The following is a 14,919-nucleotide window of genomic DNA, read 5'->3' as shown; positions in this document are numbered from 1 at the left end:
AACGTCAAGAGCAATCACGCGACTGCCGACCCCGTCGAACGTCTCCCGATGGACCCCGACGAGGGAGACGACGAGAGCGAAGAACAGGAGACGGCACGGGACGACGACCGCAAGAGTCGCCGCCAACACCTCGGAAGTCGAGACAACTTCTGGGGCGGATAATCCCACCGGTGGACAGTCTTTCGCGAGTGGAGGACGGACAGTCAAACACACCAGAGGAAACCAGATGAGCGAAAAACTCGACGTGGACGACGTTCTCCGGCGATCAGGGTTCGACGCCGAGACGAGCGTGCTCACGCGGCGACAGGCGGAGGTGTTGGCGCTCCGCGAACACGGGACGCCACAAGCGGACATCGCCGACCGCCTCGGCACGTCACGTGCGAACGTTTCTAGCATCGAGTCGAGTGCCCGCGAAAACGTCAGTAAGGCCCGCGAGACAGTGGCGTTCGCGGAAGCACTCCGTGCTCCGGTCCGAGTCGAAGTCGAGCCGAACACCGACCTCTACGACGTTCCCTCGTGGGTCTACGAAGCCTGCGACGAGGCGGGAGTGAAGGTAAACCACGCCGCCCCGGAACTGATGAAACGAATCAGCGACGAGGCCGGTGCCGCTATCGAGGGACGGGAAGTTCGCGAACCGCTGCTCATCGGCGTCACACACGAGGGCGAGGTGACAGTTCGACAGCCGGTTCCCGAGGAATTTTAGCCTCCCTCGGTGACGAGGAACTATGCACCTCGGATTGGAGGGCAACACGGCACTGGTAACGGCGAGTTCGAGCGGACTGGGGCTGGCGAGCGCGAAAGCACTGGCCCGTGAAGGCGCGAACGTCGTCATCTGCGCGCGCGGCGAAGACGACCTCGCAGCCGCCGAAGAGGAAATCGACGGGATGGGCGAGGGAACCGTCCTCGCGGTTCCGACCGACATCACCGACCCGGACGAAGTCGAGTCGCTCATCGAGGCGACCGTAGACGAGTTCGGCGGTCTCGACCACCTGGTCACGTCCGCGGGCGGACCACCGAGCGGGCCGTTTCTCGACACGACCGAACGCGACTGGTACGCCGCCTACGACCTGTTGGTGATGAGCGTCGTCTGGCTGACAAAGCGGGCACACCCCCATCTCGTCGAAAGTGATGCGGGAACCGTCGTGAACATCACCTCGACGAGCGTCCGAGAAGCCATCGACGGACTCGTGCTCTCGAACGCGGTTCGCCGGGGTGTCGTCGGGTTGATGAAGACGCAAGCCCGCGAGTTCGCCCCCGACGTTCGGGTGAACGCGGTGCTCCCGGGCGCACACGAGACGCCCCGGATTCAGGAACTCGTGGAAGCTGCCCTCGAACGCGGCGAGTACGACAGCTACGAAGACGGCCTCGCGGACTGGGCGAGCGACATCCCGCTGGACAGGGTCGGCGACCCGATGGAACTCGGCGACGCAGTCGCGTTCCTCTCCAGCGACCGGGCGAGTTTCATCAACGGAGCAGCGCTCCCCGTCGACGGAGGGCGGCTACGAAGCTGAACACCGAAACGAAATCCAACCCATGGCGAACCCGACGACGGTGCTCTCGTGGAGTGGCGGGAAGGACGCTGCGTTCGCACTGTACGAACTCGGCAGAGACGACGTGAGCGAACTACTCACGACCATCTCCGAGAACGGTCGAAGTAGCATGCACGGCGTGCGCCGAGAGCTGTACGAGAGACAGGCCGATAGCCTCGGCCTCCCGATTCGGTTCGTGGAACTTCCCGAAGACTGCTCGAACGAGGAGTACGAATCGCGGATGGCGACCGTGATGGCCGACTACGCATCCAGTGGCATCGACCGAATCGCATTCGCCGACCTCTATCTCGAAGACGTCCGAAGCTACCGCGAGAAGCGACTCGCAGAGACCGAAATCGAAGGCGTCTGGCCGCTCTGGGAGAGGGACACCGCCGACCAGATTCGGTCGTTTCTCGACGCCGGATTCCGGGCGACCGTGGTCGCCGTGGATGGCTCCACGTTGGACACGTCGTTCGCTGGCCGAGACCTCGATACAGGATTTCTCGCCGACCTCTCGGACGACGTCGACCCGTGCGGTGAAAACGGCGAGTTTCACACGTTCGTCCGGGACGGCCCGGTGTTCGACGTGCCTGTGTCGGTGGAGGTCGGAAAAACGGTTACGCGTCGCGTCGGTGACGGCGAGTATCACTACTGCGACCTGCGATAGGCCTCGCTACGGCTCGCTACGATTAGTGACGGGTAGTCAGGATTCTATCTTCTCGACTATCTGTTTGGCCTCGTCGCGAGCCGTATCCTCGCCAGCCTGTTTCTTTATCAGGACGCTCTGGACTTCCCAGTCGTCGCTTCCTTCCTGCTTTCCAGTTCGGACCTCCGCCCCCTCGGAGACGTCCTGTGCGGCGTGCTCGGCCCAATCGGGCGTTCGAATCGTGTCGAACTCGTCGGGGTCGCGGAATCGGACGTGGATGTACTCGTCTTCCGTCTCGACCGACTGGATGGATGGCGTCATAGCGTTTCGGCTTCCACGCGGAGACGGAGAAAGGTGATGGCTAGTCAAAATAGGCCGTCTTCGCGCAATGCCGAGACGACCTCGCGCACGCGCTGAGCGTCCGATTTCGGGACGACCAGCACGCGGTCGTCGTAGGCCGCGACGACCAGGTCGTCCACGCTGACGAGACTCACGTGCTTGTCGCTGGCGACGACGTTTCCGCTCGCGTCGATGGCGAGGGCGTCGCCGAGGACAACGTTCTCGCCGGAGACGAGTCGTTCGAGCGCGTCCCACGACCCGAGGTCGTCCCACTCGAACCCGGCGGGGACGACGTAGGCGTCGTCGGTCCGCTCCATCACGGCATAATCGACGCTCACAGGGTCGACGGCGTCGAATCCGCGTTCGGGGTCGCCGTCTTCGAGCGCGTTTACGAGGGGGGAAAGTGGGGAATCGCGTGCCTCTCGCAGGATGGCATCCGGCGTCCACGCGAACAGGCCGGCGTTCCAGTAGAAACCCTCTTCGACGAATCGGTCTGCGGTCTCGGCATCGGGTTTCTCACGAAACTGTTCGACCTCGAAGTAGCTTCCGTAGTCGGGTCCGGGTTCGATGTATCCGTATCCCGTCGCCGGACGAGTCGGTTCGATACCCACGGTGATGACCCCCTCCGTTTCAACTGCAACCGAGGCAGCGCGACGGACAGTGGTCTCGAAGTCGCCCGCGATGTGGTGGTCGCTCGGCAGACAGAGCAGAACGCAGTCGCCGACCTGCTCGCGGATTCGGTGGGCGGCGTAGACGAGCGCTGGACCGGTGTCCTTCGGGTCGGGTTCGACGAGCACACCGGCTTCGGGTACGTGTTCGTGGACGAGTTGGGCGTGCTCCGCTGCGGTAGAGACGAACGTTTCGTCGGCGAAGCCTGCGCGCTCTACGGTTCGAGCGAGCAGGGAGTCGTCACCGAGGAGCGAGAGGAACTGTTTCGGGCGATGGCTTCGACTCGCGGGGTAGAGTCGCGTGCCGGTTCCACCGGCCATCACCAGCGCGACGAGCGGACGGTTCATGTCTCGGCGAAGGGAAGGAGGTGCCTAAAATCACCCTATCGACGCGCGATGGTCGCAACTCCTCTCTCTGGAACGTCGTTCGAAAAACGAGTGGTCGTCGTTCAGGCGCCGCGCGGTTCCGTCTCCGAGACGACCCCTTCGCGGGCCGCGGTTCGGGTTCCCTGGGCCATGAACATCATCGAAACGCCGGTCGCGAGCAGGTTCACTCCGAATAGGAGACCGACCGCCCACAGCGCGCTGGACGGGAATCCGACCCAGATGAGACTGGCGATGAGCAGAGCGAGGACACCGCTCACGACGAGTCCGCCCCAGCCACGCTCACCGCGAGCCTGGAAGCCCATGACGATTTCGACGATACCCTCGACGAACAGGAACACCGCCACCAGGATGGTCAGCGTCGTCAGTCCGACGACCGGGTTCGCCATCAGCGAGATACCCGCGATGGCGTAGATGACCGCGAGGAGTCCCTGTCCAACGAATCGCTTCCATCCGCCGGAGAAGGCGCGACCGACGTGGACTAACGACCCGACGACCAGTAGCGCGCCGAGCAGAATCGATAGGGAAACGCCTGCCACGAAGGGCGAGAAGATGGCGAGAACGCCGATCACCGCGATTATCGCACCCGCCACCATGGCTCCTCGCCACGGCTCTTCAGTACCCGATACCACTTTCGCACCGCTCTCCATCTCAGTACTCATTTGTATCTCCAAGTATCACATACGCTAGTATAGTATATAAATTAGTAGATTGGTTTGAAGGAAATCTCCGGGACGAAACCATTTGCCGAGAGAATCGGGTGGGAGGACACCCCGTATATCGAAGAATGGCGCCGTGTCTCCATCCTTCAACCAGACACGATTGGTTTCTGAACTGTCGTCGTTCGAGCGTGGTCGGGAAACGTCCCATTTCTCGACTGAACGGTCGTTCGGTTCGGAACCTGCGAGAAAAACGGCCGTCCAGAGCGGGTAGTCGAGACCCTGTATCTCACCACGTCTCGATGGTCCTCTCGTGGATGTCTTCGACGCAACCCTCGCAATCGGGATGGTCCGGATCGAAACAGGCCGGGCGACTCATCTCGTCGAGCGCCACCGCCCGGCGTTCGGCGTACCGTCGGCAGACGATCTTCGCTCGACCCTGTTCGTCCTGGGGTAGGTCCGCGAGCGTCGTGTCGTGGGCGTTTCGGTAGGCCTCTCTGGCTTCCTTCACCTGTCGGTCTGCCGACTGGCGGGCCTCGGCGTACTTCTTGCCCGCTTCCCGAACCTTGTTGCGCAGGAAGCGTTCGAGGCGGTCGTCCATACCCCTCGTTTGGTGGTGGGGGAACGAAAGGTTTCCCCGAACGGTGTGGCGTCCTGTGGACGGAATGCGCGTTCTTCGACGTCCCCAGATCGGGTTCGAGAAGGGCCAGTTCCAGCGCTTTCACTTTCACTCTGCATGCGCACGTAACCTTTTATATCATCGCGCACCAACCACGATACGTCTCCCACTGAAACCAAAGCGGAGACGGAGCAACCATGACCGATGTGCGACAGCACGCAGAAGAGATACACGAACAGTTCTCCGACCATCTCGACGTAACTGTAGACGACGTAGCCTCGCGTCTCGACAGCCTCGTCAACGAGTACAAAGTGCCGATGGAAGAGGCACGGCGAAGCGTCACCAGCCACTACCTGGACGAGGCGGGACTCGAACGCGACGACATCCGCACGGGCGGGACGAGCGAAGTGCAGGCCGCAGACATCGAAACCGACGAGCAGTGGGTGAACCTCACCGCCAAGGTCGTCGACCTCTGGGAACCGCGCAGCGACGCCGTCGGCCAGGTCGGCCTGCTCGGCGACGAAAGCGGCACCATCAAGTTCACCAAGTGGGCCAAGTCCGACCTCCCAGAACTGGAGGAGGGCAAGGTCTACCGGCTCGGCAACGTCGTCACCGACGAGTATCAGGGTCGTTATTCGGTAAAACTCAACCGCACGACGACCATCGAGGAACTCGACACCGACATCGAAGTCGGCGACAACGAATCCGAGGTCGAGGGTGCGTTGGTGGACATCCAGTCCGGCAGCGGCCTCATCAAACGCTGCCCGCACGAGGACTGCACGCGCGTCCTCCAGAACGGGCGCTGTTCCGAACACGGCGAAGTGGACGGCGAGTTCGACCTTCGAATCAAGGGCGTCCTGGACGACGGTGTCGACGTTCACGAGGTCATCTTCAACCGGGAAGCGACCGAGGAACTGACCGGCACCGAACTGGACGAAGCCAAGCAGATGGCGATGGACGCGCTCGACACGACCGTCGTGGCCGACGAGATGCGCGAGATGACGCTCGGCCACTACTACCGCGTGGCAGGCCCGACCATGGGTCGGTACCTGCTGGCGAACGATGTCGAACTCCTCGACGAACCAGTGGATGTCGAAGCGGTTCTCATCAAAGCGAGGTCGATGTAACATGAGTGAAGCACCTACCAGAGAAGTCGCACGCCGCACCTTCGCGGCCGAGTTCAACGACGCGAGTTACACGTTCAAAGAGTCGGAGGACGAACGCGCACCGGTCTACCTGCTCCTCCCCACGGGCGAGCGGGCGAACCGCGTGTTCGTCGTCGGAACCCTCACCGAGAAAGAGGACGTCGGCGACGACAACGAGTACTGGCGCGGGCGAGTCGTCGACCCGAACGGAGACACGTTCTTCGTCTACGCGGGCCAGTACCAGCCGGACGCCGCGGCGATGCTCCGCGAACTGGAACCACCCGCCTACGTCGCCATCGCCGGGAAGCCCCGGACGTTCGAGACGGACGATGGAACCGTGAACGTCTCCCTCCGCCCCGAATCCATCACCGTCGTCGACGAGTCGACGCGTGACCGCTGGGTGGTCGAAACCGCCGAGCGTACGCTCGAACGCATCGAAACGTTCGACGACGACTCGAATCGCTACGCCGCGATGGCGAAACAGGAGTACGACGCCGCCATCGAATCGTATCGGGACAACGCCATCAAGGCGCTGGAAAGTCTCGGTACGAGCGGCGATTCGAACGACGAGTCCGACACAGCTGACGGAGTTGGCGAGTCCGACGAAAGCGACGAGACCGAAACGACGGTACAGTAGCGTTTCACCTCTTTCGAGAGGTATCGAACGCGCAGATAGTAGTCACAGAGCACCGCCTATCGACCGATATCGGTTGGCACAGAACGCCAAACGTCAGAATTCCACATGATGTGTGACACACAGCGACGGACCGTGCGACGAACGACCCAGCCCATCGAGAGCGATGCCCGACGAACGTAGCTCACCGAGCGGTAGTTGGCAGGACGTATACGACGCGATGGAAGCTGATACGTCCGCCGAAGGGCCAGCACGGCCCTGCCCCGACTGCGGTTCGGAATCGACGCGGGTCTTTCGGCGGGTATTCGAGTGCGACGAACACGGCGTCTGGGCGCTCGACAGAACTGGCACCCCCCGGACGGGCGGTGACACGAGAACGGCGTGGCGACCGGAAGCCGACTGATGGCAGTCGCTACTCGAGCGGTTCGTCTAGTGCGTCTTCGACGCGCTCTTCGAGAAGACCGGACCAGACGAGCGTCTCGGCGGCGGAGATGTCGTCGTGGATGGGCCTGTCGTCGGTGAGCGGCGGCACGACCTCGCGAACTGCGTCGTAGGCCGCGCCAGTCCCGATACCGTGTTCGAGTTCGTCCGAGACGAATTCCGCGGCCTGTGCACCACAGAGGAGTTCGATACCGACGACAGCGAGCGCGTTTTCCACTGCCCGACGTGCGTTGTACGCGCTCTGTGCGCTCATGCTCACGTGGTCTTCCTGATTGCCGCTGACAGGAGTGTTGTCCATCGAGGCGCGACCGGTAGAGCGGTTCTCGTTCAACAGCGCCGCCGCAGTGTACTGGGCGATCATGTATCCAGAGCGAAGCCCGCTGTGCTCGGTGAGAAATGGCGGAAGGTGTGACTCCTGGACGTTCGGATTGAGCAACCGGTCGACCCGGCGCTCCGAGATGGCCGCGAGTTCGGTGACGGCGTTCGTCAGGTAATCCAGCGGGAGCGCGAGCGGGTCGCCGTGGAAGTTGCCGCCCGAGAGAACGGCGGCGTCGCCGGTTCCGCTCGCGCGGCTGTTGACCGAATCGGCAGGGAAGATGAGCGGGTTGTCGGTCGCGCTGTTGAGTTCGGTTTCGACTGCCTCGCGGAGGTGCGCGACGGCGTCCCGAACCGCGCCGTGAACCTGTGGAAGACAGCGAATCGAGTAGGCGTCCTGCACCCGGTCGCAGTTGCGGTGGGATTCGACGATTTTCGAGTCGGCGGTGAGTCGTTTGACGTTCCGCGCGCTCTCGGCGTGGCCCGCGTGGGGGCGAACGTCGGCGATGACCGAATCCGCCGACGCGGTGGTTCCCATCGTCACCTCGGTCGTGAGCGCGCCGGCGACGTCCGCCGCCCGAATCGCTCGCTCCGTATCGCGGACGGCCAGAGCGGCGAGGCCGACCGACAGTTGGGTGCCGTTGATGAGCGCCAGTCCCTCCTTGGCGGCGAGCGTAAGTGGGTCGAGCCCGGCGGTTTCGAGCGCGTCCGCGCCGTCCAGTCGCTCCTCGGCGACTGTCGCCTCGCCTTCGCCCATCAACACCAGCGCGAGGTGGGCGAGGGGTGCCAGGTCACCGCTGGCTCCGAGGCTCCCGCGCGATTTGACGACGGGGTGGACGCCCTCGTTTAGCATCGTCACGAGGTGGTCGACCACGACCTCGCGGATGCCAGAGTAGCCCTTGACGAGCGCGTTGACGCGCCCGACCATCATCGCCCGGACTTCCTCGCGGCGCAGTTCGCGGCCCGCACCGGCGGCGTGGCTCCTGACGAGGTTCTCCTGGAGCGTCTCGATGTCCTCGCGGGGGATTCGTTCGTCCACCAGTTCGCCGAAGCCGGTGTTGACGCCATAGACGGCTTCGCCGCTCTCGACGACCTCTTCGACGCGCTCGCGGGCAGTTCGAACTCGTTCGCGGGCTTCGTCGGGGACGAAGACCGTCGCATCGTCGCGTGCCACTCGCTCTACGCCTTCCGGTGTGAGTGATTCGCCGTCGATTCGGATTTCGGTCATCGTACTCTCACCTCAGTTCGTCTTCGAGCAGTCACCGTCGATTGCCCGAAAACGGGACTCGGTCGTCTACCTCTGCGACGTAACGTCCATCCAGCACTCCCGTGCCCGTGACGACCTCTCGGATACGGACGCCGATTTCGTCTAGCAACCACCCGTGCGGTCGAACGAGGAAGTTCACTCCGATGGAGCCGACGCCGACCGGGCCGAGGTCGGGAACGTCGAGCACGGTCGTTCCCTCGTCGGTGTCGTCGTGAAAGTCGATTTTCGGGTCCGGGCTGCTGTCGAACGTGTCTAAGTACACGTCCGGTGGAACGCCAGCCGGTGACCGCCCGAACCGCAACTCGACGCGGAACCGTTTCAGGTGCGTGTCGTTTCTGTGCCACGTGTGGAACTCCAGTGGGACGAGACCGCTCCCCAGTGGCGAACCGTACTCGATGCCAACGTTCAGGAGTCGTTCGTCGTCCTCGAAGAACGTCTAGTACGTACCCCGTTGTTCGTCCGTGCGCTCGGGAGAGTGGAGGGTGGTCGTTCGTCCGGGAATCGAACAGCCAGCCAGCGACGCACAAGCAGCGACGCTGGCTCCGTGAAGGAAATGGCGGCGGCGCATGTTCCTCGGTGTTTGCCCTCGTCGCAAGTACTTTGTGTTTTGATAGATCGGCGTTCGGGTCGGAGGGGGAACCGTGTTCGAGGTGACGTCCACTCCGGAACAACCCGCTACCGAGACGTCTACGCACGATGAACCACCTCACCGTCTTTCACCACGGCCTCGACTGCATTCACACCGAAGTTGTAGGGGACGTAGACGTAGTTCGGCGCGTCGAGCACGGCGAAGTCGCCGGGCGTTCCGGGCTGGAGCGTTCCTGTCCCGTCCTCGATGTCGAGCGCCTGCGCGGCGTGTTTCGTCCCCGCGACCAGCGCCTCGGCGGGGGTCATCCCCATCTCGACGCATGAAAGCGACGTGGCGAAACCCATGCTCTGGGAGTAGCAGTTCGGGTTGAAGTCCGTGGCGATGGCGACGGGCGCGCCCGCATCGAGGAACGCCCGTGCGTCGGCGTACTCTGCGCTGAGTCCGAAGGCGGTGCCGGGGAGCAAGACGGGCACCACGCCCGCCTCGGTGATGGCGTCGATGTCCGCCTGTGTCGCGTGAAGGAGGTGGTCGGCGCTCGTCGCACCGAGGTCTGCGGCGAGTTGCGTCCCGCCGATGTGCGCGAGTTCTTCGGCGTGAACTTTCGGGGTCAGCCCGTGTTCTGTACCGGTCACCAGCACGCGGCGCGACTCTGGCACGTCGAAGACCCCCTCCTCACAGAACACGTCGCAGAACTGCGCGATGCCCTGCGAGGCGACCGCCGGAATCTGCTCTTCGACCACCTCGTCCACGTAGTCGTCCGCATCTCGTCCCTCTGGAACCGCGTGAGCGCCCATGAACGTGGGAATCACGTCGACGGGATGCTGGTCGTCGGCCTGAGCGATGACGTCTAGCATCCGGAGTTCCGTCTCGGTATCGAGCCCGTAACCGGATTTCACCTCGACGGTCGTCGTCCCGTGCGCGAGCATCGTATCGAGGTGGCCGAGGAGGTTCGAGAGCAGTCGCTCGTCGCTGGCTTCTCTGGTCGCCCGGACGGTGCGAAGGATGCCGCCCCCCTCCGAGAGAATCTCCTGGTACGTCTTCCCCTGCAGTTTCGCCTCGAACTCGTCGGAGCGGTCGCCCGCGAACAGGGCGTGGGTATGCGGGTCGACGAACCCGGGAACGATTGCCTTTCCGCTGGCGTCGATTGCGTCGTCTGCGTTCTCCGGCGGATACTCGCGGGTCACGGGTCCGGATGCGCCGATGCGTGCGACCTCGCCGTCGACCACCGCAATCGCTGCGTCGGTGTAGATTCCAAGGTCGCCATCCTCCTCCACGGTGATTATCTGTGCGGCGTCGTGGACGACCACCGTTCGGCCGTGGTCAGAACCGCGGTCGGAACCGTGGTTCGGGTCGCTCATCGGCCACCTCCCAGCGCGGCGAGGAAGTGTGCGACCGCTCGCGCACCGGCACTCGCCGTTACGTTCTCGCGGTCGAGGTCGGGCGCACACTCGACCACCTCGAATCCTGCAACTCGGTCGTCGCTCGCGGCGAGACGAAGCATCCGGAACAGCTCACGAGACGAAATGCCGCCCGGTGTGGGGGCACTGACCCCCGGTGCGGCCGCGGCGTCGAGCACGTCCATATCGACGCTGACGTAGACGGCGTCCACGCCGTCCATCGCGGAGAGTGCGGTGTCGATGGCCGACACGGAATCCTCGCCGACTTCCTCTGCCGTGACGATTTCACCGTCTTGCTCGCGGACGAAGTCGGCGTAGGCGGTGGTCGTCTCGAAGTGTCGCGCACCGACGCAGGCGTACGAATCGAGTCCGGCGTCGAACAGTTGACGGTAGGGGGTCCCGCTGGTCGGGTCGCCGCGCACCTCGCGGACGTCGAGATGCGCGTCGAAGTTGACGACGCCGAGCGAACCGGCGTCCACGAGCGGTTCGGCGTTCGGGTACGTGAGGGAGTTGTCGCCGCCGAGGAAGACGGGGACGGTGTCTTGCTCGTGGACCGTAGCGGCGGTTTCGCGTACCAGCGACTGCGCTTCGTCGACCGACCCCGTCTCTTCGAGTCCAGTCACGTCGCCGAGGTCACCGACAGCCTCGACCGGCCCCGCGTCGAAGTGGTGCGATTTCGTCCCGGCCAGCGCGTCGCGTATCGCACGCGGGCCGTCCCCGGCCCCCTTCCGACCGATGACTGCGCCGTCGTACGGTTCGCCGACGAGGACGGCGTCGAACTCGGCTGCGCTGTCGAGGTCGGTCGGAGATACGACGTCCGCGAACTGCTCGTCGTTCGGGTCGGCGGACGTCCCCGCCCACTCGAAGGTGTGTGTCAACTCGCTCATCGTCGGTCCCGCATCGGTATTGGCACGTTCGATTTTTCGGCCTGTTCTATCGCCACGTCGTAGCCCGCGTCGGCGTGCCGAATCACGCCCATTCCGGGGTCGGTCGTGAACACGCGGCGAGCTTTCTCGGCCGCCAGGTCGGTGCCGTCGAGGACGACGTGGTTGTTCGCATGGAGCGCGTTGCCGATGCCGACACCACCCCCGTCGTGCACGCTCACGATGTCAGCGCCCGCCGCGCAGTTGAGCAGGGCGTTCAGGATGGGCCAGTCGGCGATGGCGTCAGAGCCGTCGCGCATGGCCTCCGTCTCGCGGTTGGGACTGGCGACCGAGCCAGCGTCGAGGTGGTCGCGCGTGACGACGATGGGGGCCTCGATTTCGCCCGCCGCGACGAGTTCGTTGATTCGGAGGGCGAAGCGTGCGCGTTCCGTGAGACCGTCTTCGTCGCCTCCGCTTCGATGCTCCTCCGGAGCATCGCTCGTCTCGTACCCGAGCCAACAAACGCGCGACGGAAGTCCCTGGAACTCGACCTGCTCCTGTGCGAGGTCGATCCAGCGGTGGAGTTGGTCCTTCTCGGGGAACAACTCTTTTACCGCTTTGTCGGTACGATAGATGTCGTCCGGATTGCCAGAGAGCGCGGCCCAGCGGAACGGTCCCTTCCCCTGGCAGAAGAGCGGGCGGATGTAGGCAGGAACGAAGCCGGGGAAATCGAACGCGTTCTGCAGGTCCCGGTGTTCTTTTACCTGCCCGCGGATGTTGTTGCCGTACTCGAAAGCGACCGCCCCACCATCCTGGATGTCGAGGATACCCTGTACGTGGCGTTCCATCGTGTCGAGGCTCTCTTCGACGTACGTTTCCGGGTCGCGCTCCCGAAGTTCGTCGGCTTCTTCGACCGTGTAGCCAGAAGGATAGTAGCCCTCCAGTTCGTCGTGGGCGCTCGTCTGGTCGGTGACGACGTCCGGAACGAAGTCACGGGCGAGCATCCCTTCGAGCATGTCGGCGGCGTTGATGTGGACGCCGACGGAGTAGGCTTCGCCCGCCTCGGCCGCCTCCGTCGCGTTGCGGATGGCCTCGTCCAAGTCGTCGGTCTTCTCCATGCAGTAGCCCGTCTCGATACGACGGTCGATTCGGGCTTCGTCCACCTCGGCGGCGATGCAGACGCCGTGGTTCATCGTCACTGCGAGAGGTTGGGCACCGCCCATCCCGCCGAGACCGCCCGTGACGACGATTTTTCCTTCGAGGCTGCTGTCGTAGTGGTCGTCCGCGAGGGCGGCCAGCGTCTCGTAGGTGCCCTGGATGATACCCTGCGTACCGATGTACGCCCACGAGCCAGCGGTCATCTGGCCGTACATGATGAGGCCTTTCGCTTCGAGTTCGTGGAAGTGCTCCCAGTCGTCCCACTTCCCCACGAGGTTCGAGTTGGCGACGAGCACCCGAGGAGCACGTTCGTGGGTCGTGAACCGACCGACGGGTTTTCCCGACTGGACGAGCAGCGTCTCGTCGTCGTCGAGTTCGCGCAGTTCGGCCATGATGGCGTCGTAGGCGTCCCAACTGCGGGCCGCCCGTCCCGTGCCGCCGTAGACGACGAGGTCTTCGGGGTTCTCGCCTACGTCCGGGTCGAGGTTGTTGTTCAGCATGCGGAGGGCTGCCTCCTGTCGCCAGCCCTTACACTCGATGTCCGTACCGGTCGGCGCGCCACGATACTCACGCCACTGGTCGCTCGGTTCGCCGACGCCGTGCGATTCTGCTCCGTCGTTCATACTGTGTCGTACGGACGCGAGCGCAAAATACCCAGGGCCACGCGTACGGAGGGTTCTTTAAATACCGTCCGCGAAAAGTGAGCGTGATGCACGAGGTCGTACTGCAAATCGGTCAACCCAGCGTGTGCGCGGACGCGACTGCGGGAACCGAGACGACCATCGAACTGTGGTGTAACGACCACTGTGACCTCCTCCACGTCAGCGGCCCATCGGGAGACGAAGCAGTGGACCACCTCGACGGACTCGTCGGCGTGCGTGAACTGCTGGTCGAAGGTGACGAGCGACTGGCGATGACCGAGGCCTGTCTGAAAGACCGCGAGGCCGACACGGTCGAACCGTTTCTCGCCCGGCACGGCTGTCTGCTCGTCCCGCCGCTCCGCTACGCCGAGGGCGAGAAGTGGTGTCGGGTGCTCGCCCTCGATTCGGCGAACCTGACCGACCTCTACCGCGATGTGGTGGACGAGTTTCCGGTGACCGTCGAATCGAAGCGCGAGATATCGACGGTGCCCGGCGACCGCCCACTGCTCACGCCCGAAACCGCCCTTCCCGACCTCTCGTCCCGACAACGGGAGGCGCTGGTGACGGCCTACGAGTGGGGCTACTACCGCATTCCGCGCGAGACGACGACCGCCGACATCGCCGAGGAGATGGGAATCGAGCGCCGAACCGTAGAGGAGCATCTGCGCCTGGCGGAGAACAAACTGGTCGAAGGGATGGTGACGTTCTTCTGATTACTCGGCCAGTGTGATACCCTCCTCGTCGAATCGTCGGTCGACCCGCCGGAAGAACTCCGAGCGGATTGCGACGAACTCCGAGTGGTCGGGGTCGTCAATCCAGAAGCGCACCTCGACGCCGACGCGAGAGTCGGTCATGTCGACGATTCGAACAGATGGCTCGGGGTCGTCCAAGACGGCGTCGTGGTGCTCGGCCACCGCCAGCAAAATTGCGCTCACCGCGTCGACGTCCGCCTCGTATCCGATGGGGAACTCGTGACGGATACGGAGTCTGTCGCTGGCGACCGGATTCGTCACGGCGTTGGTCGCGAGTACGGAGTTCGGGACCGTGATGAGTTCGTTGTCGAAGGTCCGGACGCGGGTCACCCGGAAGGTGATGTCCTCGATGACGCCCTCGTTTTCCGTCCACTCTATCCAGTCGCCGATGTTGAATCGCGGGTCGGTGACGATGAAGATACCACCGACGAGGTTCGACGCGATATCGCGGGTCGCGAAGCCGACTGCGATGGTCAACGCAGCCGCGAGCGTCGCAGAAGCGCCGAAGACGTCCACTCTGGCGAGGTCGAGCGCCAGGAGTATCCCCACGAACCAGATCGCCGCACGGACGACGCGCAGTATCGCCACCCGGATGGTGAGGTTGACGTTTCGAATCCGGAGCGCGCGGCCGACCAGTGGTTCTACGAGAAACCGACCGATAGCGTAGAAGACGACGAGCGAAACCGTGAAGACCGCGATTCCCCAGAGATATCCCGGAATCTTATCGAGCAGTTCCACGCTGTCGAGCAACTCCTGGGACAGCGCTCGAACCCGAACGGAAGCGTCTCCCGGCACGTGGATTCGTGACGGACGATACGCACCTCAGGGTTGTGGCCCACGCACGTCTGACGAATGCTTAAGTAGTGTCAGGTC

At 63.9% G+C, this 14,919-nt stretch carries 16 protein-coding genes and 1 pseudogene; 7 read left to right on the top strand and 10 right to left on the bottom strand.

The annotated features are described in order from the left end of the window. Nucleotides 1–13 precede the first annotated feature (13 nt). Genes ACR3FF_RS02940 through ACR3FF_RS02930 form a run of 3 tightly spaced genes read left to right on the top strand, consistent with a single transcriptional unit; the run spans nucleotide 14 to nucleotide 2,196 of the window. On the top strand, nucleotides 14–703 hold the full coding sequence (locus ACR3FF_RS02940; RefSeq protein ID WP_458186004.1) for a Tfx family DNA-binding protein: 690 nt from the start codon (nucleotides 14–16) through the stop codon (nucleotides 701–703). Nucleotides 704–725: 22 nt separating this feature from the next. Then, the gene (locus ACR3FF_RS02935) at nucleotides 726–1,511 is read left to right on the top strand and encodes an SDR family oxidoreductase (RefSeq protein ID WP_458185898.1); all 786 of its coding nucleotides are present in this window, start codon (nucleotides 726–728) and stop codon (nucleotides 1,509–1,511) included. Nucleotides 1,512–1,533: 22 nt separating this feature from the next. Next, nucleotides 1,534–2,196, top strand: a complete 663-nt coding sequence (locus ACR3FF_RS02930; protein ID WP_458185896.1) for a Dph6-related ATP pyrophosphatase — start codon at nucleotides 1,534–1,536, stop codon at nucleotides 2,194–2,196. Nucleotides 2,197–2,232: 36 nt separating this feature from the next. Here the strand turns inward: ACR3FF_RS02930 and ACR3FF_RS02925 are convergent, their stop codons facing one another. The 4 genes from ACR3FF_RS02925 to ACR3FF_RS02910 form a co-directional block, all read right to left on the bottom strand. Next, nucleotides 2,233–2,496, bottom strand: coding sequence for a hypothetical protein (locus tag ACR3FF_RS02925; protein ID WP_458185894.1), 264 nt, complete (start codon nucleotides 2,494–2,496; stop codon nucleotides 2,233–2,235). A 44-nt stretch (nucleotides 2,497–2,540) separates the two neighbouring features. After that, nucleotides 2,541–3,530 carry a mannose-1-phosphate guanylyltransferase gene (locus ACR3FF_RS02920; protein WP_458185892.1) on the bottom strand — a complete coding sequence of 330 codons (990 nt, stop codon included), beginning with the start codon at nucleotides 3,528–3,530 and terminating at the stop codon, nucleotides 2,541–2,543. A 101-nt stretch (nucleotides 3,531–3,631) separates the two neighbouring features. Further along, nucleotides 3,632–4,228, bottom strand: coding sequence for an HdeD family acid-resistance protein (locus ACR3FF_RS02915; RefSeq protein WP_458185891.1), 597 nt, complete (start codon nucleotides 4,226–4,228; stop codon nucleotides 3,632–3,634). A gap of 286 nt (nucleotides 4,229–4,514) precedes the next feature. Next, the gene (locus tag ACR3FF_RS02910) at nucleotides 4,515–4,826 is read right to left on the bottom strand and encodes a DUF7091 family protein (protein ID WP_458185889.1); all 312 of its coding nucleotides are present in this window, start codon (nucleotides 4,824–4,826) and stop codon (nucleotides 4,515–4,517) included. Between the two features lie 215 nt (nucleotides 4,827–5,041). Between ACR3FF_RS02910 and ACR3FF_RS02905 the strand changes: the two genes are divergently transcribed. From ACR3FF_RS02905 to ACR3FF_RS02895, 3 genes are all read left to right on the top strand, one after another. Further along, on the top strand, nucleotides 5,042–5,971 hold the full coding sequence (locus ACR3FF_RS02905; protein ID WP_458185887.1) for a replication factor A: 930 nt from the start codon (nucleotides 5,042–5,044) through the stop codon (nucleotides 5,969–5,971). A 1-nt stretch (nucleotide 5,972) separates the two neighbouring features. Next, nucleotides 5,973–6,626: an RPA family protein gene (locus tag ACR3FF_RS02900; RefSeq protein ID WP_458185885.1), complete on the top strand. Its 654-nt coding sequence runs from the start codon at nucleotides 5,973–5,975 to the stop codon at nucleotides 6,624–6,626. Nucleotides 6,627–6,789: 163 nt separating this feature from the next. Then, nucleotides 6,790–7,026, top strand: coding sequence for a hypothetical protein (locus ACR3FF_RS02895; protein ID WP_458185884.1), 237 nt, complete (start codon nucleotides 6,790–6,792; stop codon nucleotides 7,024–7,026). Between the two features lie 9 nt (nucleotides 7,027–7,035). Here the strand turns inward: ACR3FF_RS02895 and hutH are convergent, their stop codons facing one another. From hutH to hutU, 5 genes and pseudogenes are all read right to left on the bottom strand, one after another. Then, nucleotides 7,036–8,607 (bottom strand): histidine ammonia-lyase, encoded by a 1,572-nt coding sequence (hutH, locus tag ACR3FF_RS02890; protein WP_458185882.1) that lies wholly within the window; start codon nucleotides 8,605–8,607, stop codon nucleotides 7,036–7,038. A gap of 31 nt (nucleotides 8,608–8,638) precedes the next feature. Beyond that, a pseudogene (locus ACR3FF_RS27385) lies at nucleotides 8,639–9,070 on the bottom strand (DUF8121 family protein); the annotation flags it as partial. 263 nt (nucleotides 9,071–9,333) lie between these two features. Then, a complete protein-coding gene (gene hutI / locus ACR3FF_RS02880; RefSeq protein WP_458185879.1) occupies nucleotides 9,334–10,593 on the bottom strand; it encodes an imidazolonepropionase in 1,260 nt (419 codons plus the stop codon). Then, on the bottom strand, nucleotides 10,590–11,519 hold the full coding sequence (gene hutG / locus ACR3FF_RS02875) for a formimidoylglutamase (protein WP_458185877.1): 930 nt from the start codon (nucleotides 11,517–11,519) through the stop codon (nucleotides 10,590–10,592). The genes hutI and hutG overlap by 4 nt, the downstream gene beginning before the upstream one ends. Further along, a complete protein-coding gene (gene hutU, locus ACR3FF_RS02870) occupies nucleotides 11,516–13,276 on the bottom strand; it encodes a urocanate hydratase (RefSeq protein WP_458185876.1) in 1,761 nt (586 codons plus the stop codon). Before hutU ends, hutG begins: the two co-directional genes overlap by 4 nt. Nucleotides 13,277–13,362: 86 nt before the next feature. Between hutU and ACR3FF_RS02865 the strand changes: the two genes are divergently transcribed. After that, a complete protein-coding gene (locus ACR3FF_RS02865) occupies nucleotides 13,363–14,007 on the top strand; it encodes a helix-turn-helix domain-containing protein (RefSeq protein ID WP_458185874.1) in 645 nt (214 codons plus the stop codon). On the opposite strand, the gene ACR3FF_RS02860 is transcribed toward ACR3FF_RS02865, so the two are convergent. After that, the gene (locus ACR3FF_RS02860; RefSeq protein ID WP_458185872.1) at nucleotides 14,008–14,841 is read right to left on the bottom strand and encodes a mechanosensitive ion channel family protein; all 834 of its coding nucleotides are present in this window, start codon (nucleotides 14,839–14,841) and stop codon (nucleotides 14,008–14,010) included. Between the last annotated feature and the right edge of the window lie 78 nt (nucleotides 14,842–14,919).

This window comes from Haladaptatus ordinarius (genome assembly GCF_054177595.1).
The sequence above is the reverse complement of the archived record's forward strand: the minus strand, read 5'-3'. Positions and strand labels throughout refer to the sequence as shown.